Source organism: Allobosea sp. NPDC055353 (genome assembly GCF_053644975.1).
Window position 1 is genome coordinate 1,299,810 of sequence record NZ_JBSHMC010000002.1, and the last position, 20,388, is coordinate 1,320,197.

Annotated in this window: 18 protein-coding genes; 6 read left to right on the plus strand and 12 right to left on the minus strand. The window is 67.7% G+C overall.

Annotated elements, in window-relative coordinates; all coding sequences use genetic code 11:
• Positions 1-16 precede the first annotated feature (16 nt).
• Complete coding sequence (locus ACWIEX_RS19555; RefSeq protein ID WP_454034627.1) at positions 17-1,258, plus strand: aminotransferase class III-fold pyridoxal phosphate-dependent enzyme; 1,242 nt, start codon at positions 17-19, stop codon at positions 1,256-1,258.
• Positions 1,259-1,279: 21 nt separating this feature from the next.
• On the plus strand, positions 1,280-2,074 hold the full coding sequence (locus ACWIEX_RS19560; protein ID WP_454034628.1) for a shikimate dehydrogenase family protein: 795 nt from the start codon (positions 1,280-1,282) through the stop codon (positions 2,072-2,074).
• 34 nt (positions 2,075-2,108) lie between these two features.
• On the opposite strand, the gene ACWIEX_RS19565 is transcribed toward ACWIEX_RS19560, so the two are convergent.
• The 6 genes from ACWIEX_RS19565 to ACWIEX_RS19590 form a co-directional block, all read right to left on the minus strand.
• Positions 2,109-4,361, minus strand: coding sequence for a N,N-dimethylformamidase beta subunit family domain-containing protein (locus ACWIEX_RS19565; protein ID WP_454034629.1), 2,253 nt, complete (start codon positions 4,359-4,361; stop codon positions 2,109-2,111).
• Between the two features lie 13 nt (positions 4,362-4,374).
• Positions 4,375-4,701, minus strand: coding sequence for a N,N-dimethylformamidase alpha subunit family protein (locus ACWIEX_RS19570; protein WP_454034630.1), 327 nt, complete (start codon positions 4,699-4,701; stop codon positions 4,375-4,377).
• A 67-nt stretch (positions 4,702-4,768) separates the two neighbouring features.
• On the minus strand, positions 4,769-5,857 hold the full coding sequence (locus ACWIEX_RS19575) for an extracellular solute-binding protein (protein ID WP_454034631.1): 1,089 nt from the start codon (positions 5,855-5,857) through the stop codon (positions 4,769-4,771).
• Positions 5,858-5,900: 43 nt separating this feature from the next.
• Complete coding sequence (locus tag ACWIEX_RS19580; protein ID WP_454034632.1) at positions 5,901-6,737, minus strand: ABC transporter permease; 837 nt, start codon at positions 6,735-6,737, stop codon at positions 5,901-5,903.
• Positions 6,734-7,603: an ABC transporter permease gene (locus tag ACWIEX_RS19585; RefSeq protein ID WP_454034633.1), complete on the minus strand. Its 870-nt coding sequence runs from the start codon at positions 7,601-7,603 to the stop codon at positions 6,734-6,736. Before ACWIEX_RS19585 ends, ACWIEX_RS19580 begins: the two co-directional genes overlap by 4 nt.
• A complete protein-coding gene (locus ACWIEX_RS19590; RefSeq protein ID WP_454034634.1) occupies positions 7,600-8,700 on the minus strand; it encodes an ABC transporter ATP-binding protein in 1,101 nt (366 codons plus the stop codon). The genes ACWIEX_RS19585 and ACWIEX_RS19590 overlap by 4 nt, the downstream gene beginning before the upstream one ends.
• Positions 8,701-8,869: 169 nt before the next feature.
• Here ACWIEX_RS19590 and ACWIEX_RS19595 point away from each other — a divergent pair, with 169 nt between their 5' ends.
• Positions 8,870-9,628 carry a GntR family transcriptional regulator gene (locus tag ACWIEX_RS19595; protein ID WP_454034635.1) on the plus strand — a complete coding sequence of 253 codons (759 nt, stop codon included), beginning with the start codon at positions 8,870-8,872 and terminating at the stop codon, positions 9,626-9,628.
• Here the strand turns inward: ACWIEX_RS19595 and ACWIEX_RS19600 are convergent.
• Positions 9,595-10,593, minus strand: a complete 999-nt coding sequence (locus tag ACWIEX_RS19600) for a transketolase family protein (protein ID WP_454034636.1) — start codon at positions 10,591-10,593, stop codon at positions 9,595-9,597. The two genes, ACWIEX_RS19595 and ACWIEX_RS19600, sit on opposite strands and share 34 nt — an antisense overlap.
• Positions 10,590-11,450, minus strand: a complete 861-nt coding sequence (locus tag ACWIEX_RS19605) for a transketolase (protein ID WP_454034637.1) — start codon at positions 11,448-11,450, stop codon at positions 10,590-10,592. Before ACWIEX_RS19605 ends, ACWIEX_RS19600 begins: the two co-directional genes overlap by 4 nt.
• Positions 11,451-11,655: 205 nt before the next feature.
• Here ACWIEX_RS19605 and otnK point away from each other — a divergent pair, with 205 nt between their 5' ends.
• The 3 genes from otnK to ACWIEX_RS19620 are packed head-to-tail and all read left to right on the plus strand — an operon-like array spanning position 11,656 to position 14,353.
• Positions 11,656-12,924 carry a 3-oxo-tetronate kinase gene (otnK, locus tag ACWIEX_RS19610; protein WP_454034638.1) on the plus strand — a complete coding sequence of 423 codons (1,269 nt, stop codon included), beginning with the start codon at positions 11,656-11,658 and terminating at the stop codon, positions 12,922-12,924.
• Positions 12,921-13,586, plus strand: coding sequence for a class II aldolase/adducin family protein (locus ACWIEX_RS19615; RefSeq protein ID WP_454034639.1), 666 nt, complete (start codon positions 12,921-12,923; stop codon positions 13,584-13,586). Before otnK ends, ACWIEX_RS19615 begins: the two co-directional genes overlap by 4 nt.
• Before the next feature lie 17 nt (positions 13,587-13,603).
• The gene (locus ACWIEX_RS19620) at positions 13,604-14,353 is read left to right on the plus strand and encodes an SDR family NAD(P)-dependent oxidoreductase (RefSeq protein ID WP_454034640.1); all 750 of its coding nucleotides are present in this window, start codon (positions 13,604-13,606) and stop codon (positions 14,351-14,353) included.
• A gap of 15 nt (positions 14,354-14,368) precedes the next feature.
• Here the strand turns inward: ACWIEX_RS19620 and ACWIEX_RS19625 are convergent, their stop codons facing one another.
• From ACWIEX_RS19625 to ACWIEX_RS19640, 4 genes are all read right to left on the minus strand, one after another.
• On the minus strand, positions 14,369-16,687 hold the full coding sequence (locus ACWIEX_RS19625) for a penicillin acylase family protein (RefSeq protein ID WP_454034641.1): 2,319 nt from the start codon (positions 16,685-16,687) through the stop codon (positions 14,369-14,371).
• Between the two features lie 47 nt (positions 16,688-16,734).
• Complete coding sequence (locus tag ACWIEX_RS19630) at positions 16,735-18,309, minus strand: ABC transporter substrate-binding protein (protein ID WP_454034642.1); 1,575 nt, start codon at positions 18,307-18,309, stop codon at positions 16,735-16,737.
• Between the two features lie 140 nt (positions 18,310-18,449).
• Positions 18,450-19,448: a transketolase family protein gene (locus ACWIEX_RS19635; protein WP_454034643.1), complete on the minus strand. Its 999-nt coding sequence runs from the start codon at positions 19,446-19,448 to the stop codon at positions 18,450-18,452.
• Entirely contained in the window at positions 19,448-20,335 is an 888-nt protein-coding gene (locus tag ACWIEX_RS19640) for a transketolase (protein ID WP_454034644.1), read from the minus strand. The genes ACWIEX_RS19635 and ACWIEX_RS19640 overlap by 1 nt, the downstream gene beginning before the upstream one ends.
• Positions 20,336-20,388 lie beyond the last annotated feature (53 nt).

Below are 20,388 nucleotides of genomic sequence, written 5' to 3' on the forward strand. Positions count from 1 at the left end.
ATCATGGAGGACAGCCATGACCGATGTCAAGAACTCCGCTGATGCCGCCCTTCGCGACCGAGCCCTGCGCGTCGTCCCGGGCGGCATGTGGGGGCATCTTCACGCCAATCGCCTGCCCGAGGGCTACCCGCAATTCTTCGCGCGGGCGGAGGGCTGCCGCCTGTGGGACGTCGATGGCCGCTCCTATCTCGATTTCATGTGCAGCTGGGGGCCGAACCTGCTCGGTCATCACCATCCCGAGGTCGAGGCGGCCGCGGAGCGTCAGGCGCGGCTCGGCGACTGCATGAACGGCCCGGCCGAGGCCATGGTCGAGCTCGCGGAACTGCTCGTCGACACGGTCGCACAGGCCGACTGGGCGCAGTTCCAGAAGAACGGCACTGACGCGACGACGACCTGCGCGACGATCGCGCGCGCCGCGACCGGCCGGCGCAAGCTGCTCGTCGCACGCGGCGCCTATCATGGCGCGGTGCCCTGGTGCTCGCCCTCGGTCATCGGCGTCACCGAAGAGGACCGCGCCCATATCCTCTACTACGAGTTCAATGATGCCCAGAGCCTGGCCATGGCGGCCGATGAAGCGGGGGATGATCTCGCCGGCATCATCGTCTCGGCCTATCGCCATGACCTGGCGCGCGACCAGGAGCTGCCGACACGCGCCTTCGCCGAAGCGGCCCGCGCGGCCTGCGACGCCAGGGGCGCCGCGCTGATCCTCGACGAGGTCAGGGCCGGCTTCCGGCTCCATCTCGCCGGAAGCTGGGAGCCGCTCGGGGTGCGCCCCGATCTCGCCGCCTGGAGCAAGGCGATCGCCAATGGCTACCCGCTGGCTGCCGTCACCGGCCGCGAATGGCTGCGCAAAGCCGCCTCCCAGGTCTTCGTCACCGGATCGTTCTGGTGCGGAGCCGTGCCGATGGCGGCGGGAATCGCGACCTTGACGGTGCTGCGGCGCGGCGAGGTGATCGACCGGCTCGATGCCATGGGCCGGCGCCTGCGGGACGGGCTCGACGCGCTCGCGGCACGCCATGGTGTCGGATTGCGCCAGAGCGGTCCGGTCCAGATGCCGCTCTTCCTCTTCGAGGACGACGCGGATTTCGCCAAGGGCAATCTGTTTTGCCAGACCGCGCTGACGCGCGGCGTCTATTTTCATCCTCGCCACAACATGTTCCTTTCGGCCGCCCACGGCGAGGCCGAGATCGACGAGGCGCTGGCCGCCGCCGATGCCGGGCTCGCGGCCGTGGCCGCGCGGAACCGGGCAGCGGCGTAGGGCGCGGGCGACGGTCGCGCCATGCAGCCCGTCACCGGCAAGACCCGCATCCTCCTCATCCTGGGCGACCCGGTCGCTCACATCATCGGCTCCTCCCTGCTCAACGAGCATTTCGCCGGCCGCGGCATCGACGCCGCGGTCTCGCCGCTCCATGTCGCGCCGCAGGATCTGCCGGCCCTGATCGGAACGCTCAGGACGCTGCGGAACGTCGCCGGGTTCGGCGTCACGATCCCGCACAAGATCGCCGTGTTCGACCTGCTGGACTCCGTCGGCGAACGCGGTCGGCTGGTCGGCGCCGTCAATTTCGTCCGGCGCAACGCCAACGGCACGTTGCATGGCGACAATGTCGACGGTCTCGGCTTCGTCGGCGGCCTTCTCCAGGCGGGTGTCACCCTGAAGGGGGCGCATATCCTGCAGGCCGGCGCTGGCGGCGCCGGGCGTGCAATCGCCTTTGCGCTGGCCGAGGCCGGCGCCGCATCGCTCATCATCGCGAACCGCTCCCCGGACAAGGCACAGGCGCTGGCCGCCGCCGTCGCGAGAGCCTATCCCGGCTGCCGGGTCATGGCGGGGGACGGCGACGCTGCCGCCTGCGACATCGCTGTCAACACAACGTCGCTCGGCATGCGCGAGAGCGATCCTCTGCCGCTCGCGGTCGACAGGCTGCGATCGGCCGCAGTCGCGGCCGAGGTCGTGATGACGCCGGCCGTCACGCCGTTCCTCGCAGCCGCCGCGGCGCGCGGCTGCCGCACCGTCCCTGGCCGGGCGATGCTGCTCGCCCAGCTCCAGGCCGCCTCCGACCTGGTCGGGCTGGGCTGAAGCGCCGCTCCAAGCCTCTCGGCGACTCGATTGCTCAATCCTCGAAGCCGGCGAAGGGCGCCGGATCGAGGAAGCGGCGCAGGACATTGCCCGTGACCTGGCTGACCGAGTTGTCATAGCCGTTGCAGGTCAGCGCGCAGGCCCAGGCAATCGAACCTGTCGCGAACACCGCCCCGCCAGCCGCCGTCGGGAAGAAGGCGAGATCGGCGCGCACCAGCGCGTTCTGGTCGCCCATCACGCCGCGATGAAGCGTCCGCAACTCCTCCAGGGTCGGGACACCGCCATAATCGAGCCGGTCGGCCGTCGCGAGCCGCAGGATCTGCAGCGACGAGCCCAGTGAGGGCTCGATACGGTCGACCTCCAGTCCGGCGGCCCCGCCTCCACGCAGGCCGAAATCGCCGAGTGGCCTGGAGAGCTCGATGCCCTCGACCAGCCAGCTCACGCGCGGATCGCGCGCATCCTCCAGCCATTCATAGGGGTATGAGCGGGTGAAGACCTGCGCGTCGAAGCCGACGCCGACCAGCCGCTGCGGCGGCCGCCCATGCGTGCGCCAAAGCCCGGAGGGCTCGCCGGTGAAGGAGAGGCCGTTCTCGCCCGCCTCGCCCTCCCAGGTGCGCAGGCCGTTCATGCCGCGGCGGATCTCCATCTGGTGCGGCTCACTCGGATGCCAGGCGATGCGCCAGTAGAAGCCGTTGCCGCCGAGATAGATGTGCCGCCCACCGCCGCGCTGATAGGCATCGAAGGCCTCGATCATGTTGAGGCTGTAATATTCGGGATGCGACGGCGTGATCACGCAGGCATAGGCCTCGAGCAGTTGCGCGCCGTGGCGGTCGATATCGCAATCGGTGATGACGTCGTAGTCGAAGCCGAGTTCCTCGAGCCAGTCGATGATATGCGTGTCGTTGACGTAGTTGAAGGTGTTGCCGAGCGGGCGCATGTTCAGGATCGGCCGCTTCGCGGTCGAATAGCACCAGCCGCTGCCATCGCTATGCGTGTCGTAGGTCGATAAGCCCAGCTCGCGATGCTCCTGGATATAGGCATCGTCGCGCGACAGCGCGATCACCCCTTCCAGCATCGCCTCCGCATGGACCTGGTCGAGCCGCAGCGCGCTGTTGGCATAGGCTAGGTAGGTCGCCGTCGACGCGACGAGAGCGAGCCGCGCCTTCGCCTGTCCGGGCGGCGTACGGACGAAGAAGGAGACATAGCTCTCGACCGGATCGTCACTGCCCTCGCGCGCCGTCAGCTTCAGCGCATAGAAGCCGCTGCGCCAGTCCTGCGGCACGCTCAGCGTCAGGTCCGGGGTCCAGCCGCAATCGGCCATGTCGTCGCGGTGGAAATGGATCGCGCCGTAGAGCTCCGGCCGCTCCCGCCATTGCACCACGGAGCCGTCCCAGTTTGCGCCGGTCATGGCGCGCATCGGCATATGGCGCAGCCGGCCGTCGAGGCGATTGGTCGAGACGTCGCGCACGCTGTCGCCTGCCATCTCACGCGAAAAATCCCAGGCGCCGACCAGTGCCGGATCGGCCGGCGACGGCGCGAGCATCTCGCAGGCGCGGCGCATGGCGTCTTCCGGCAGAGCCTCGCGGAACAGGCGGGGCCGGTCGATCTTGCCGTCGTAATGAGCGCCGGTGAGCGGATCGGCCCCGCCCCCCAGCGCATGCGCCGCGAAGACCAGCGCCGTGTCGTCGGGCCAGGCCAGCGCGGCGGGCGCCCTGCCCTCGCGGGTGCCGCTGCGGTCGCGGCCTGCCTGCGGATCGAGACTGCGCTGCGTCAGACCGATCCGTCCCGTCGCGGCATCGTAGCTGGCGGTCACGAAGAGCCATTCCCGCTCGATCACCGCCTTGGCGGAGCGCAGTTCCGCGCCTCCGGACGGTCCGGCGACCGCGAAGACGAGATGGCCGCTCTCGTCCAGGCCGAGCCGCCAGCCCTGGCCGAGATCGCCGCGCCAGCGCGACAGGATGGTCTGGGCGCCGTCGAGCGGGGCCGTCGGCCAGATGAAGCAACCGACAGAAAAGCTCGCCGGCGCGAGAGCGGGCCTGTCGGCAATGATCGCCGCGGAGCCCGGATGAATCGGCTGGTCACGCAGGGCGACCGGCCCGTCGATCGCGGTTCCGGGCTCGCTCAGTTTGAGGCCGGGCCCATCCGGATCGGGATCGGCGCAGCGCACCCGGACGATCCGCGCCTGTGCCTGCTTCAGGCTCGGGCTCGACAGATGGAAGGAGACGCTTTCGCCCGGCGAGACGACGAGCGGCCAGGCATAGCCGAGGACGGCGGTGGTATCTCTCATGAGGAGCGGCCCTTCAGTCCAGCTTCTGCCCGGTCAGCGCTTCCCAGCGGATTGCGAAGACGGCCCATTCGGCCTCCGCCAGGCTGGTGAACACCCGATTGGGAAAGGTCTCGATCGAGGCGCCACGCCGCCCCGGCAAGCGCGCGAGCATCCAGCGGCGGCCCGGATCGAGGGTGATCAGGACATGGCGTTTGCCGACCCCCGTCCAGCGCATCCGGTGCAGCAGGCGCTGCAGATCGTGGCTATGCGGCCCACGAGGTCGCGCCCGCATCTCCTCGACCAGGTCCAGGCGAGACGGGTCGATGGGCCAGTGCGCGGCGTCGGAATAATTTACGAGCATCGGCTTTGAAACCTCGGCAGGGTGGCCGGCGTCGCGAGGGCGCCGCCGGCCGATGGCGCGTGCGGCTTTATTTGGTCAGCCAGGTCACCCAGCGCTCGCGCAGGGCGTTCCGGTTGGCGGCGATCCAGTCGTAGTCGGCAATGACGAGCCGCGACCAGTTCTCCGGCCAGGACGGACGGAAGCGGCGCTCCTCGGGCGGCACCAGATTGGGCGCCTCGCGGTTGTTGGAATCGAAGGAGACCTTTTCGCTGAAGGCGACATGCTCCTTGCCGTCCTGCACGAAGAAATCGAGGAACTTGATGCCGTTGGCGACATTGGGACTGCCCTTGAGCACGGCCCAGTTGCCGACGTCGCGGATCGCCTGGTTCCAGGTGAAGTCGAAATCGCCGCTCTTGGCGAGCGGCACCGAGCGGCTGGAATAGACCATCATCATCACGGCATCGCCGCCGCGCATGATCTGCATCGCGTTGTCGCCGCTCTTCCACCAGGCCGCGACCTGGGGCTTCAAGGCGTCGAGCTTTTTGTAGGCGCGGTCGACATCCAGCGGGAACGCCTTGTCGGGCGCGACGCCGTCGGCGAGCAGGGCCGCCAGCGGCACCCACCATTCGCGGTCGCCGGTATCCGGCAGGGAACGCGGCCCCGGAAACTTCTGGACGTCGAAGAAATCGGCCCAGGATTGCGGCCCACCATTCGGAAAGGCCTTCTTGCTCCAGGTCAGCGCCATGCCGCCGGCCGTGCGGATGATGCCGCGCGGGAAACAGGCATTCGGCAGCGCATGGGCGACGATGCCGGGCAGGCCGGCGCAATCGATCGGCTCGAGGATGTCGGCATGCTGGATCAGGTCCGGAGGCGTCGCGGTCACGACATCGAAGGGGATGTTGCCGCTGCGCTGGCCGGCGCGGGCGCGGGCCCATTGATCCGGTAATTCGATCGGGACGGAGCGAACCTTGATGCCGGTCTGCGCCTCGAAGCGCTTGTAGAAATGCTCCTGCAGGCTGCGTTCCATCAGCCCGCCGGTGGTGGCGACGATCACCTCCTGGGACTGGGCGAGCGCACGGCCGCCGACCGCCAGGGTCGTCGCACCAAGTGCTCCCGCCAGGACTTTACGCCGAGTCACTTGGCGCCGTGTCGTCGAGATCTTGCTGTCGGTGGTCATCGCGAGGCTCCCCTTGTTTGGCCTTCGGAATCCGGGTCGGCGGTCAGGAACTGGACGGGTCGGTCTGGGTGCGGCGGTCGAGCCGGCTCTTGACGAGATGGCTGCCGACCAGGGCCGCGACGGTGAGCAGCGTCAGCATCGTCGCCACGGCGGCCAGCGTCGGCGAGACGTTGTAGTCGATGTCCTCGAACATCTTCCGCGGCAGGGTCTTGCGGTCGAGATTGGAAATGAAGAACGACACCACCGCCTCGTCGAAGGAGATGATGAAGGCGAAGAGCGCCGCCGAGACCACGCCTGGCGCGATCAGCGGCAAGGTGACATGCCGAAAGGTGCGGAACGGCCCCGCGCCGCAGGACAGCGCGGCCCGTTCGAGATCCACGTCGAAACGATAGAGGGCCGCGAGGACGGTGAAGACCACGAAGGGCAAGGCGAGGATGGTGTGCGCCATCGCGAAGCCGAGCAGCGTCCCGGTCAGGCGCAACTGCTCGAAGACGAGGAACATCGCCACCGCGAGCGCGATATGCGGCACGATCACCGGGCCGATGACGAGCAGTTCGACGAGGCCCTTGCCAGGCAGGCGGCCACGCACCAGCGCCAGCGCCAGCATGGTCCCGATCACGGTCGCGGCAAACGTCGCGATGACGCCCGCCTCCAGGCTGAACAGCGTCGCGTTGATCCAGTCGGCATCGCCGAAATATTCGCGATACCAGCGCAGCGAGAAGCCCGCAGGGGGAAACCGCAGGTAGCGCTCGGGCCCGACGGACATCGGCGCGATCACCAGCGTCGGCAACAGCAGGAAGACCGTGACCGCATAGGCGGCGGCGCCGAGCGTCGCGCGGCCGACATTGCGGGACGGCGCGTTGCGGACCGGCGCGCTCATGCCGAACCCACGAAGCGGTCGAGCCGAACCGCTCGCTTGAAGACGAGCACCAGGAGCAGGACGAAGGCCAGCAGCACGCCGACCAGTGCGCCGGCGAAGGACCAGTCCAGCATCTCCCGCACCTGCTGGGAAACGAGCGTGGCGATCATCATCTGGCGGGGACCGCCGACCAGCGCCGGCGTGACGAAGAAGCCGAGCGCGAGCAGGAATACCATCAGGCAGCCCGAGGTTACGCCCGGCAGCGAGAGCGGGAAGACCACCTCGCGGAAGGTGGCCCATTCGGAAGCGCCCAGCATCTGCGCGGCGCGGCCGTAATCCTCCGGGATACCGCGCAGGGCCGAGTAGATCGGCAGCACCATGAAGGGCAGCAGGACATGGCTCATCGCGAGCACGACCGCGCCTTCCGTGTAGAGCAGGGTCAAGGGCTGGTCGGTGATGCCGGAACCGATCAGGAGCTGGTTGACGACGCCGTTCTTCTGCAACAGCACCATCCAGGCATAGGTACGCACCAGAACCGAGGTCCACAGCGGCAGCAGCACGGAGGCGACGAGGATCGCGAGCTTGAGCCCGCTGCTGCGCGCCATGACCCAGGCCAGCGGCCAGGCCAGGATCAGCGTCAGGACGGTGACGGCGGCGGCGATCCGCAAGGTGCGCAGCATCACGCGCAGATAGACCGGCTCCGTCAGCGCGCGCTGGTAATGGGTCAGGGTCGGCGCCGGCAGGAACAGGCTCTCGTGCAGCAGCGAGGCCAAAGGCAGGATGAAGGTCACCAGCGCGAGCAGGAGGAACGGGGCGGCCAGGGCCAGGCTCGCCGCCGTGCTGTAATGGCGCCCGCCGAGCAGCCAGCCGTGCGGACGCGCTGTCATCGCGTGCCCTCGAAGACGCGGGCATCGGCGGCCGACCAGCGCAAGCCCACCGCCTCGCCCGGCGCCGGTACGGATGCACCTGCCGGCAGGCGCAGTTTCAGGACCTGTCGCTCCGGCGTCGCCAGCAGCAAGGTCGTGGCGTTGCCGACATAGATCGCGTCCTGCACGCGCGCGCCCAGCAGCCCCTCGCCCGCCCCGGTCAGGGCCAGCCGCTCCGGCCTGATCGCGACGCGAATCGCGGCACCGGGCACGACATCCCCGACCGCTGTGGCGGGGACGGCGCGCCCCTCGCCCAGCTCAACAACCATCTCCGCTCCCGCGGCCGCCGCCGTGCGCGCGGTCCCGGCGATGAAATTGGTCTCGCCGATGAAGCCTGCGACGAAAGCGCTCTGCGGCGCCTCGTAGAGCGCATGCGGCGTGCCGATCTGCTGCAGCCGGCCGTGGTCCAGCACGGCGACGCGATCAGCCATCGTCAGCGCCTCGGTCTGGTCATGCGTTACGAAGACGACGGTGACACCGATCTCGCGCTGCAGATGCTTGGTCTCGATCTGCATCTCCTCGCGCAAATTCTTGTCGAGGGCGGAGAGCGGCTCGTCCATCAGGAGCACGCGCGGCTTGTAGACGATGGCCCGGGCGATCGCGACGCGCTGCTGCTGGCCGCCGGAAAGCTGGGAAGGCTTGCGCTCACCGAAGCCGTCCAGCCTCACGGTTGCGAGGGCCTGGCGCGCCCTGTCTTCGCGCTCGGCACGGGCGACGCCACGCATCTTGAGCGGGAAGGCGATGTTCTCGAGCACGCTCATATGCGGAAAGAGCGTGTATTTCTGGAAGACCATGCCGAGATTGCGCCGGTTCGGCGGCGTCCAGGTCACATCCTCGCCGCCGACGAGGATGCGGCCTTCATCGGGATATTCGAAGCCCGCGATCGCCATGAGGATCGTCGTCTTGCCCGATCCGGATGGCCCGAGCAGCGCGAGGAACTCGCCGGGCTCGACGGCCAGCGAGACGTGGTCGACTGCGGTGACGGCCCCGAACCGCTTGACGGCGTCACGGACCTCGATCCCGACCGAGTGGCTGAACGCGTCGACTGCCCGCAACATCGTTCCCCTTCAATTTGATGTAGGTTATTTGATATATCGAACTTGGCAAGCCGGTTTTCCTGGCGACGCCGCGCAGTGCCGGACACGCCTGAGTTGCGCGTTTCACGGCCCGGCGATTTGCTTTATGGCTGATGCGGCGAGTTTTAAGCCTCGCAAAGGACAGGACAGCGTGACGGGCGCCGAAGACAATTTTCTGCAGGGCGGCGTGATCGAGCCGGTGGCGCGCGATAGCCTGACCCGCATCGTCTACAACAATCTGCGCGTCGCGCTGATGGAGGGCCGGTTCTGGCCGGGCCACCGCTTCAAGATCCGCGATCTCGCCGCCTCGATGCATGTATCGGAGACGCCGATCCGCGAGGCGCTGATGCAGCTTGTCCGCGCGCGGGCGCTGGAACTCATCGACGGCCGCTCGATCATCGTCGCGCATATGTCGCTGCCGCAATATCTCGAACTGCGGCAGATCCGGCTGTTTCTCGAAGGACTGGCGGCCGAGAGCGCGACGCCGAAGATCGACGAGAAGGGCATCGCGCAGATGACGGCGCTGCACGACGAGCTGACGCTGGCCGAAGAGGAAGGCCGCTGGTCGGATGCGGTGCGGGCCAATTGGCGCTTCCACCACCGCCTCTACGAGGCGGCCGAGATGCCGGAGCTCCTCGCCATCCTCGACGACATCTGGATGCGCAACGGGCCGCTGCTCAATTACCACTACCCGCATGCGCGCCCGACCTATCCCGGCCCGCACGAGCATCTGCGCATCCTCGACCGCCTGCATGAGCGCGACGCCGCCGGCGTGCGCGAGGCCGTGCAGACGGACATGATCCAAGGCGGGCTCAAGCTGGTCGAGCTTCTGAAGGCGGGCGGCGACACCCGGAACATGAGCCGCGAAGGGGCGGTTCAGCCCCCGGCCCGCTCCCGCGCCTCGCGGTAGGAGCGAGCGATCGCCGCCGCGGTCAAGCCGTAGCGCTCGAACAGATAGGGCGTCGTGCCGCCTTCGGCGAAGACATCGCGCACGCCGACCCGTGCGAAGCCGGTCCTGACGCCCTGCTCCATCAATAGCTCGGCCACGGCACTGCCGAGGCCGCCGATGATCGAGTGGTTCTCGGCCGTGACCACCGCCTTGAGACCGGCCGCGAGTTCGGCGATCCCCGGATCGAGCGGCTTCAGCGTCGGCACATCCGCGACGCCGACCGCGATGCCCTCGGCCGCGAGCAGGTCGGCGGCCAGCAAGGCCTGCTCGACCATCAGGCCGCAGGCGAGGATCAGCCCCTCGCCCGGCTTGCGCAGCAGGCGCAGCTTGCCGAGCGGCATCCCGCCATCCCGCTCCACCAGCCCGGCCTCGGTCCCATCGGCCCGCTTCAGCCGCAGATAGACCGGCCCGTCATGGGCGGCGGCGGCGCGGACGGCCGCGGGCACGGCAGCCGCGCTGCTCGGTTCGATCACCGTCATGTTGGGCAAGGCCCGCATCAGCGCGATGTCGTCGGTCGCCTGATGGGAGACGCCGAGCATCGTCGTCAGCCCCGGGATCACGCCGACGATCTTCACGTTCAGCCTGGGATAGGCGACCTGCATGGCGATCTGGTCGTAGCAACGCCGTGTCGCGAAGACGCAGAAGGAATGCACGAACGGAATCTCGCCGCTCCGCGCCATGCCGCCGGCGAGGCCGACCATGTTGGCCTCGGCGATTCCGACCTGGTGAAAGCGCTCCGGCAGCGCGTCGCGGAAGAGGTCAGTCTCGGTCGACAATGTCAGGTCGGCGGTCAGGCAGACGATGCGCGGGTCGCTCCGCGCAAGGTCGAGCAGCGTCTCGCCGTAGAATTTGCGGTTGGGAGCGGCTGCGGCGCCCCGCTGGTTGAAGTCCTGAACCGTCAGTGCGTCCGTCATGGCGCTCGTCATGCTGCATCCTCGCTGGACAACGCAGCCAGCGCGGCTGCGGCCACATCGGCAGGCAATTTCAGGTTATGCGCAAGGATGCCTTCCAGCGCCGGCACGCCCTTGCCCGGAAGCGTGCGGACGACGAGGCAGGTCGGCTTGCCGGCTGTCATCCGCGCGCCATCGAGCGCCGCCAGCAGCGCCGGAATGTCGTGGCCATCGATCGTGTGCTGCGCCCAGCCGAAGCTCGCGAACTTGCCGGCAATCGGCTCAAGCTTGACCACCTGGTCGACATGCCCCTCGACCTGCATGCGGTTGTCGTCGATCAGCAGGCAGATGTTGTCGAGGCCGAGGCTGCCGGCGAGCAGCGCCGCCTCCCAGACCTGCCCTTCCTGCAACTCGCCATCGCCGAGAACGACATAGATGCGCGCGCCGTCGCCTCGGCGACGCGCCGCCAGCGCCATGCCGATCCCGACCGAAAGCCCCTGACCGAGCGAGCCGCAGGTCGCCTCGATCACGGTGCCCAGGCGCTCGGAGGCATTGACCTCGAAGGGCGAGCCATCCTTGCAGTAATCGGGAAGGCCCTCGGCCGGGACGAGCCCGCGCTCGGCCAGCGTCGCGTAGAAGATCGCCGTGTTATGCGCCGTCGAAAGCAGCAGGCGGTCGCGCGAGATCCAGTCGGGATCGGCAGGGTCGAGCCGAAGCTCAGCGAAATAGAGCACGGTGAAGAGATCGGCCGCGCCAAGCCCCTGCTGGACATAGCCCTGCCCGGTCGGCGCCACCATCTCGATGACCTTGCGCCTGAGCCGCAGGGCGATTTCGGAGAGTTCGCGGGGATCGCGAATGCGCCGTTCCGGCTGGCGATCGGTGACAGCGCTCATCGGCACCGCTCCTTCATGACACTCTCCCGATCGGGCTCGCTTCGGCCCGTGGACGAGATTGACTATATGATATATTCAAATCGCGTCCAGAGCCGGCGGGTGAAACGAAACGACCGGCATATCCAACTTGAACGATCGACAGTGCCCGATCTGTCCGGCTCGCGATGCGGGCAAAACAGGGCGGGCGCCGGGGGAGAAGGCGCTCATGAATCTCGTCTTCGGCGCGGTCGCCGATGATCTGACCGGTGGCCTCGAACTGGCCGCGATGATTGTCGCAGCAGGCGTCCCTTGCGCCTTTGCGACGGAACCGCCGGACGAGCTGGAGCATCCCGCGATCGTGATCGGCCGGCGCACGCGCGTCGCCGATCCGGCAGTGGCGGTCGCCGATATCCGCAGGGCCGGCACCTGGCTCAAGGAGCAAGGCGCGCGGCAAATCTTCTTCAAGTACTGCGCCACATTCGATTCCACGCCGGCCGGCAATATCGGCAATTGCGCCGACGTCCTGCGCGAATTGACCGGGAGCAAGCTGACCGCCTTCTGCCCTTCCTTTCCCGAAGCCGGCCGGCGCGTCTTCCAGGGGCATCTCTTCGCCGATGACCGGCTGATCTCGGAATCGCCGAAACGTCACGATCCCCTGACGCCGATGACCGATCCGGACCTCGTGCGCGTGCTCAGGCAGCAGACGGCGACACCGGTCGGGCTCATCCCGCAACAGATCGTGCGCGCCGGGCTGGAGGCGATGAAGCACCATTGTGATGGGCTCGTCGCCAGTGGGACGGGCTTTGCGCTCGCCGATGCGGCCGTGCCGGAAGACCTCGCCGCGTTGGCGGCGCTGACGGTGGATTGGCCGCTGATGACCGGCAATTCCTCGATCTCCGCCTATTACCCGCCGCTCTGGCGCGAGCGCGGCCTCGTCGCGCCCGAACCGAGCGCACCGGGCCTCCCCGCAGTTCCAGGGCCGGCCGTCGTACTGGCCGGCAGTTGCGCCGACAGGACAAGACGTCAGCTCGAAATCTTCGGCGAGCAGCGTCCCGTCCTGATGCTCGACCTCGCCGATGGGAATGCCGACCGGATCGTGGCCGAGGCGCTCGACTGGGGGCTGCCACGCCTGGAGGGTGGCCCGATCGCGATCGCAACCTCCGCCGGCCCCGAGGCGGTTGCCGCAGCGCAGGCCCGCCTGGGCCAGCGGGTCGCAGCTTCGCTGGCCGAGGAGATCCTGTCCCGGCTGGCGGAAGCGTTCCGGGAAGCCGGCACGACGCGCTTCCTGATCTGCGGCGGCGAAACCTCGGGGGCCGTGCTCGACAGGCTCGGCATCCGGACCTTGCAGGTTGGCGCCTATCGCGCTCCGGGTGTCTCGCAGGCCCTGGCCGATGGGGCGAAGCCCCTCGCCTTCTGCCTGAAATCCGGCAAGCTCGGCCCGGAGGACATGCTGCTGCCGATGCTGGCGAGCATGGAGCGAGGTGAACGGCGATGAGCGGCATCGCGATGCAGGAGAGCGAGGCCCGCGCGGAGCTCTGCCGGGTCTACCGCAGCATCGAGAGCGCGGGCCTCAGCCTCGGCAATGCCGGCAATATCAGCATCCGCTGGGGCGAGCACATGCTGATCAGCCCGACCGGTGCCGATGGGGCGACGGTCGCCCCCGAGGATTTCGTCCTGACCCGGTTCGACGGTACCACGCTCTCGCATGGCGTCCCGTCGAGCGAGTGGGCGATCCATGGCGGCCTCTATGCGGACGGACTGGCGCAGGCGGTGATCCATGCCCATCCCGATTCCTGCGTGGCCCTGTCCTGCCTGCGCCGGCCGATACCCCCTTTCCATTACATGGTCGCCTCCTTCGGCGGGCATGAGGTGCCCTGTGCCCCCTATGCCCCCTTCGGCACGACCGCTCTGGCCGGTGGCGTCGTCGCGACCCTGAAGACCGGATATAGCGCCTGCCTCATGGCCAATCACGGCATGGTCTGCATCGGCGCCAGCCTGGCGCAGGCCTTCGCGCGCACGGTCAAGCTGGAGATGCTGGCGCGGCAATACCTCCTTGCGCGCCAGGCCGGCGAGATCATGCATCTGACACCGGCCGAGATGGACATCGTGCTCGCGCGCTATGCCGATTATGGCCGCGCCCGGCTGGCGAATAGCTGAATGATCGAGGATACGGCATGATCATTGTTACCGGCGGCACCCACGGCATCGGCCGGGCCTGCGTCGAACGGCTGGCGCCGCGCGGCGTCGTCTTCACCGGCCGCGACCGTGAGGCCGGCGAGGCGCTGGCGGCGGCCACCCCCGGCGCGCATTTCGTCGAGGGCGACGTGACGCGCGAGGCGGATTGCCGCCATGCGGTCGAAGCCGCGCTCGATCTCGGCGGCGGGCGCCTGCTCGGCCTCGTCAACAATGCAGGCCTCGGACGGCGCATGGATTTCGCGCAAGCGGGAATCGCGGATTGGGATGCCGTGATGAACGCCAATGCGCGCAGCGCCTTCCTGTTCACGCGCCATGCGCTCGCGGGGTTGCGGGCGGGTAAGGGCGCCGTCGTCAACGTCGCGTCCGTGGCGGGCCGGGCCGGCGAGGAGGGCCTTGCGCTCTATTGCGCCTCGAAGGCGGCGGTGATCGCCATGACCCAGGCGCTGGCGCTGGAATATGGCGCGGAGGTGCGCTTCAACGCCATCTGCCCCGGTCAGATCGCGACGCGGATGATGGACAAGGTGCTGGCCGATCCGCTGCGGCTGGAGCAACTTGAGCTGCGCATTCCGGCCGGCCGGCTCGGCACCCCGGGAGAAGTCGCCGATGTCGCGGCCTGGCTCCTGTCCGACGCGTCGAGCTATGTGAACGGCGCCGTCCTGACCGTCGATGGCGGCGAAACGGCGGGCTTACGCACCCCGCGCCTGCCACAAAACGTAACGGCAGGCTGACGGAGGCTGCGGCTTTTAAGCGGGGACGAGATCCTGCGAGGTCACGGCCTCCGCGGCGATCTTGTCCCAGCTATAGAGCATCGGCACCATCGCGCAGTCGCTCCATGGCGCATTCTGGTCGGCGTAATGCGGGCTGGCCGGATGCCCGGAGGCGCCGTGGAAGACAACCCAGCGGCTGTTGTCCCAATCGCCGACATCGAAGACGTAACGCGACAGGGCGCCGTAGGTCGCCCGCGGCCCGGCTGACGGGACGAGCCCGTTCGCCAGCACGGTGTCGCCATCGCCACCGATCGGGCGGGACATCGGATCAAGCAGCGTCGCCCAGGCCGGGAACTGCGCGGAGAGAGGATGCGTGAAACGCGGCCGATGCTCCTCGCCCCAGCCGCGTCCGGTCAGGTTCTGCGCAGCGACGGATAGGGCCTCCGACAAGGCCTCGTTCCAGCTCCAGCCTTTCAGCATCCCGGCATCGTCGTCGCGCAGCAGGGTCGGCACGGCCCACCAGACCTGGCCCTGCGGCGAGACACCGGGCGCGACCGCTGCGAACGGATGCGCTATCGCCTGCTCCAGCCCGCTGCGGGCCGTCACCAGCCGCGTCAGCGCCCTTCGGAACGCATTATAGGCAGAAGCCGCCTGCGAGCCCGCATCCATGCGGCCATCCCAGGCGATGAGGGTCTGCCTCAGCTCTTCGGTGGGGAGGCTGTCACGGGCTCCAAGCGCTTCGAGTCTCGCGCGCAGCAACCCGACATGGGGCGATAGCGTATCGGCATGGATCGCGGCGGCATCGTCGACGGCGAAAGCGGGATTGGCGACCAGACGCTCCATGATCCGCTCGGCACGATAGGGCGGATGGCAATCGGTGCAGAGATAATCGGGATGATCGTCGGCCACGACGCGGTTATTCGCCGTGACGATGATTCCGCCCGGAGGATCGATGACGCGTGGCATCGCCTCGTGCGGAATCCAGCCCCGCCATTCATGCTCCCCGGACCAGCCCGGCACCGGCAGCCAGCCGTTCTCACGCGAACGCGACGGAACGCGGGCGCGAACCAGATGGCCGATCGAGCCCGCGACATCCCCGGCAACGAGATTATGGTCGATCAGGCCCCAGCCGCGCGTCGCGTCGTAGAGCTGCGCCACGGTCGATGCGCCCGGCATCCGCGTCAGGCAATCGAAGGACAGATCGGTCTCGGCGAACTGGACTGAGCGCAGCGTGAGCGCTGCTCCATCACGCGGATCGCCCGCGATGACGGGGCCATGGCGCGTCTCGACGATATCGAACTCGCGATCGGCGCCACCCCGGACCGCGATACGGTCCCGGCGCCAGGAGACCGGCTCGAAATCGTCGCCGAACTGCGCCGTGCGCCCCTCCCCCGCGAATTGCTCGAGATAGAGATCGTGAATGTCCATGAAGGCATGGGTGACGCAATAGGCGACCTTGCCGTTATGCGCGAAGTGCGGGAAGCCCGGCACGCCCGGCACGGTCAAACCGATCATGTCGAAGCGGTCGCAGGCCAGATGATGCTGCGCATACATGCCCGGAATTTCGAAGACGCGATGCGGGTCGCCCGCAAGGATCGGTCTGCCGGTCGCCGTACGGCCCGGAGCGACCGCCCAGTTGTTACTGCCGCCACCAGCCGCATCGGAGGCATCGCCGCCCATCGCCTTCAGGAGAGCATCGACCGCGGGTCTCAACGCCGCGAGATCCGCTTCGAGCCGCTCGGCCTCGACGCCCGGCGGGATGCAGAGCAGGTCCTGGCCGCCATCGTCGTAGCGGAGCTTCAGCGCATTCGCCGCTCCGACCACCGGCAGCGCCAGCATCCGCCAGAGCTTGAACCAGACCGAGCCCATCAGAAGCCCCAGCCGCCGCATCACCGCGATGCTGTGCCAGGGCTCCCAGGGCTCCGGTTCCGCGCCGAGCAGGCCATATTCGATGGGCAAAGGAGCACCGGAAGCCAGGAACGCGTTCACGCCGGCGACATAGGCCCGCAGCATGTCCTTCGCCTCGGCGCCCAAGGCCTCGAAGTCGCGCCGGCAGACTTTTTCCATGCCGAGCCGGCGCACGAGAATATCGGCTTCGGCGGCCTCGGCGCCCAGCCATTCGGCCGCGCGTCCCAGCGCCTTGCGACGCGTCAGCTCCATCTGGAAAAGACGGTCCTGCGCATGGACGAAGCCCAGCGCGCGATAGGCATCGGCCTCGCCAGAGGCCTTGATATGCGGGATGCCCCAGGCATCGCGCTGGATACGGACCGGCGCGCTCAATCCGGGGATGGAGAGTCTGCCGGAAAGCGGTGGCAGTGCCGCCTGCAAGACCTCGCGATTGGTATTGGCCGCCATAGTCATTCTCTGTCTGGGCCTCGTTTCTTGCCGGAATCTGGGCGAACTCACGCGTCGAGCGTGAGCTGCCAGAAGATCGGGAAGCTGGACTGGACGATGTCTTTGAGGCGCAGGCGGTAGCCAGCCGGCCGGCTGAACTGGCCCCACATCACGGAGGGCGTGTCCTTGTAGGCCTCGACCTGGATTTCGGCCGCAATGCGTTTGCGGGTGGCCGGATCAGGCGCCTTGGCATAGGCGGCGAGCTTTTCGGTGATGACCGCGTCGCAGCTCCAGCCCGCATAGTTCACGCAGTTGTTGCCGATGTAGAAATGCGTCAGCGGCGACATCATGTCGATGCCGTTGGCATAGACCGGGAAGACGCTCCAGCCGTCCTTCTTGGCCCGGCGGGCGAGCACCGTGCCCCAGTCCATCACCTGTTCGTCCACGGTGAAGCCGGCCTTGCGCATATTGCTGGCCAGAACGGCACCGGCCGTCTGCGAGATCGACCCGGCGACTGTCAGGAAGACCACGGGCTCTCCCTTGTAGGAGGTCTTCTTCAGGGCGGCACTGGCTTCCGCGATTGAGAGCTTCGCACCGGCAGCGCCGTCCGCGCTGCTGAAAGGCGCATCGCACATGAAGAAGGAGGGGCAGTTCTTGATCACGTAGCGGTCGGGAATCCCGATCGCTTCCAGCATCTCGGTCTGATCGACCAGCTTCCAGAGAATCTCGCGGACAGCCTTGTCGGCAAAAGGCCCCGTCGCGTGATTGAGCCTGAAATTGCCCTGGAACATGTCGAGGCCCTTCAGGCCCATGACCTTCAGGCCTTCTGTCTTTTCGAGCTTTTCGAGCCAGTCGAACGGCAGGTACTGCATGTAATCGATTTCGCCGGCGACCAGCGCGGACGCCGCCGTCGCATCGTCCGGCATGGTCTTGAGGGCCACCTCGTCGACATTGACGACCTTGCCGCCGGCCAGGAAATCCGGCTTTTCGGCACGTGGCTTGTACTGGGCGAAACGCTCAAGCACCATCCGGTCGCCCGCGCGCCAGGCATCCGCCTTGAAGCGGAACGGCCCGGAACCGACGATCTCCTTGATGCGCTCCTCGCCGGCGGGAATGATCCTTTCAGGCATCATCGCCGGGATCGGCGCATTGGGCTTGCCGAGCACATCGAGCATCAGCGGGAACGGCTCGCGCAGGGTGATCGTGAAGCTGCGTTCGTCGCGTGCCTCGATCGCGGTCACCGCCGCCAGCAGCATCTTGCCCAGCGCATCGCCCTTCGCCCAGCGCTTGAGCGAGGCGACGCAGTCCGAGGCCTTGACCGGCGCCCCGTCATGCCAGCTCAGGCCGTCGCGCAAGGTGAAGGTCCAGGCCAAGCCGTCCGGGGCGGTTTCGAACCTGTCGACCATCTGCGGCCGGATCGTCCCGGCCGTGTCCATCGCGAACAGCGTATCGAAGACATGGTAGGCAAAGGTTCGCGTGATCGCGGCCGTGGTCGCATGCGGATCGAGGATCACGACCTCCGACTCGAGGACGGCGGTCAGCGAGCGCGGGGCAGCGCGCGCGAACTCAGGCAGTGAAACAGCCGCGACCGACGCCGCGCTTCCGATCAGAAAACTGCGTTTGCTGAATCCGTGCCGCGACATGAGCTCTCTCCCAAGCAGATCTGAGGCATCTGCATAAATATAGGATATATCATATTGATCGTGTCAATCGCTTTCGCGATGCCATTCCGAAGCCGGCAATCGTGAAGCGACCGATCGAGCCGTCGTCACGGCGCGAGCAGCTAGCCGGCTCGCGTTGCATGCTTCCGACGAAATGTGGCGACGACCGCCTTGGCGGACAGACCGTAGCGATCGAACAGGAAGGGCGTCGTGCCGCCTTCGGCAAAGACATCCTGCACGCCGACCCGCGCAAACGGCCTGGCGACGCCCGCGTCCATCAGCAGTTCGGCCACCGCGCTGCCGAGGCCGCCGATCACGGAATGGTTCTCAGCCGTCACGACGACGGGCGCGCGCGCAGCGAGCTCGACAATGCCGGGATCGAGCGGCTTGATCGTCGAGACATCGACGACGGTCACCGCCAATCCTGATGCCGCCAAGATATCGGCGGCTTCCAGGATCACCGGCACCATCATGCCGCATCCCAGCAAAAGGCCATCCTTGCCCTCGCGGAGGACACGGGCCTTGCCGATCTCGAAGCGGTCATCGAGCGAAGGCAGGTCCTGTTCAGTGCCGTCCGCACGCTTCATGCGCAGATAGACCGGCCCGGGATGGTTCGCGATCGCCGCGACCGCCTTCCGGACCTGGCCGGGGCCGGATGGCTCGATGACCGTCATGTTCGGCAGCGCCCGCATCAGGGCGATGTCGTCGATCGCCTGATGGGAAACGCCGAGCAGCGTCGACAGGCCGGGAATGACGCCGACGATCTTCGCATTCAGGTTCGGATAGGCGATCTGCATCGCGATCTGGTCGTAGCAGCGACGGGTCGCGAAGACGCAGAACGAGTGCGCGAAGGGGATGTCGCCGCTGCGCGCCATGCCGCCGGCGATGCCGATCATGTTCGCTTCCGCGATGCCGACCTGGAGGAAGCGGTCGGGCAGTGCATCGCGGAACAGGTCGGTCTCGGTCGGCAAGGTCAGGTCGGCCGTCAGGCAGACGATGCGCGGGTCCTGCCTGGCGGCTTCGAGAAGCGCCTCGCCATAATGCTTGGTAGCGGATGCGGCGGCCGCGCCGCGCGCATTGAAATCCTTCACCAGAAGGCTTTCGGCATCGATATTCGTCATCAGGCGTCCCTCCGGCCGGCGAGAGTGTCCAGTGCCCGGGCTGCAACATCGGCAGGGAGCTTGAGGTTGTGGGCGTAGATGCCCTCCAACTCGGCAACCCCCTTGCCGGGAAGCGTCCGAACGACCAGACATGTCGGCCGGTTGCTCGTCTGCCTTGCCCGGTCGAGCGCCGTCAGCATCGCTTCGATGTCATGGCCGTCGACCTCTTCGGTCGCCCAGTTGAAGGCTCTCCATTTGTCGGCGATGGGGGCCAGCCTCATCACCGCGTCGGCATGTCCTTCCACCTGCATCTGATTGTCGTCGATGAGCAGGCAGAGATTGGACAAGCCGAGGCTGCCGGCGAGCAGAGCCGCTTCCCAAACCTGCCCTTCCTGCAATTCGCCATCGCCCAGGACGACATAGACCCGCGCATCGGAGCCGCGCCTGCGGTTGCTCAGGGCCATGCCGATGCCGACCGAGAGACCTTGGCCGAGTGAGCCCAGCGTCGCCTCGACGGCGGTGCCGACACGCTCCGATGCATTGACCTCGAACGGCGAGCCGTCCGCGCAATAGCCCTCGACCTCGGGCACGAGGCCGCGGGCCTCCAGGCTGGCGTAGAAGATCGCGGTGTTATGCGCGGTCGACAGCAAAAGCCTGTCGCGATCCGCCCAGTCGGAATCGCGCGGGTCCAGCCGCAATTCGCCGAAATAGAGAGTAGCGAACAGATCCGCCGCCCCCAGGCCCTGCTGGACATAGCCCTGTCCGGTGGGAGCGACAAGACGGATCACAGCCTCACGCAACTGGCGCGCCTTCTCGGCGAGCGCGCGCGGGTCTCGCAGCCGCATCGCCGGCTGGCGCAAGCCGCCTGCCGCGATGGGCTCCGGCGGCCTGACATTGAGCGTAGACATCAGGAATTCCCTCACAAGAAGGCTTGCGGAACAGCGTTCAGGTTTGCCGGCGG

Excerpts from the sequence above, each read along its gene's own strand:
- ACWIEX_RS19555 (WP_454034627.1), top strand. The coding sequence starts at position 17 with ATGACCGATGTCAAGAACTCCGCTGATGCCGCCCTTCGCGACCGAGCC.
- ACWIEX_RS19560 (WP_454034628.1), top strand. The coding sequence starts at position 1,280 with ATGCAGCCCGTCACCGGCAAGACCCGCATCCTCCTCATCCTGGGCGAC.
- ACWIEX_RS19565 (WP_454034629.1), bottom strand. The coding sequence starts at position 4,361 with ATGAGAGATACCACCGCCGTCCTCGGCTATGCCTGGCCGCTCGTCGTC.
- ACWIEX_RS19570 (WP_454034630.1), bottom strand. The coding sequence starts at position 4,701 with ATGCTCGTAAATTATTCCGACGCCGCGCACTGGCCCATCGACCCGTCT.
- ACWIEX_RS19575 (WP_454034631.1), bottom strand. The coding sequence starts at position 5,857 with ATGACCACCGACAGCAAGATCTCGACGACACGGCGCCAAGTGACTCGG.
- ACWIEX_RS19580 (WP_454034632.1), bottom strand. The coding sequence starts at position 6,737 with ATGAGCGCGCCGGTCCGCAACGCGCCGTCCCGCAATGTCGGCCGCGCG.
- ACWIEX_RS19585 (WP_454034633.1), bottom strand. The coding sequence starts at position 7,603 with ATGACAGCGCGTCCGCACGGCTGGCTGCTCGGCGGGCGCCATTACAGC.
- ACWIEX_RS19590 (WP_454034634.1), bottom strand. The coding sequence starts at position 8,700 with ATGTTGCGGGCAGTCGACGCGTTCAGCCACTCGGTCGGGATCGAGGTC.
- ACWIEX_RS19600 (WP_454034636.1), bottom strand. The coding sequence starts at position 10,593 with ATGACGAGCGCCATGACGGACGCACTGACGGTTCAGGACTTCAACCAG.
- ACWIEX_RS19605 (WP_454034637.1), bottom strand. The coding sequence starts at position 11,450 with ATGAGCGCTGTCACCGATCGCCAGCCGGAACGGCGCATTCGCGATCCC.
- otnK (WP_454034638.1), top strand. The coding sequence starts at position 11,656 with ATGAATCTCGTCTTCGGCGCGGTCGCCGATGATCTGACCGGTGGCCTC.
- ACWIEX_RS19615 (WP_454034639.1), top strand. The coding sequence starts at position 12,921 with ATGAGCGGCATCGCGATGCAGGAGAGCGAGGCCCGCGCGGAGCTCTGC.
- ACWIEX_RS19620 (WP_454034640.1), top strand. The coding sequence starts at position 13,604 with ATGATCATTGTTACCGGCGGCACCCACGGCATCGGCCGGGCCTGCGTC.
- ACWIEX_RS19625 (WP_454034641.1), bottom strand. The coding sequence starts at position 16,687 with ATGGCGGCCAATACCAATCGCGAGGTCTTGCAGGCGGCACTGCCACCG.
- ACWIEX_RS19630 (WP_454034642.1), bottom strand. The coding sequence starts at position 18,309 with ATGTCGCGGCACGGATTCAGCAAACGCAGTTTTCTGATCGGAAGCGCG.
- ACWIEX_RS19635 (WP_454034643.1), bottom strand. The coding sequence starts at position 19,448 with ATGACGAATATCGATGCCGAAAGCCTTCTGGTGAAGGATTTCAATGCG.
- ACWIEX_RS19640 (WP_454034644.1), bottom strand. The coding sequence starts at position 20,335 with ATGTCTACGCTCAATGTCAGGCCGCCGGAGCCCATCGCGGCAGGCGGC.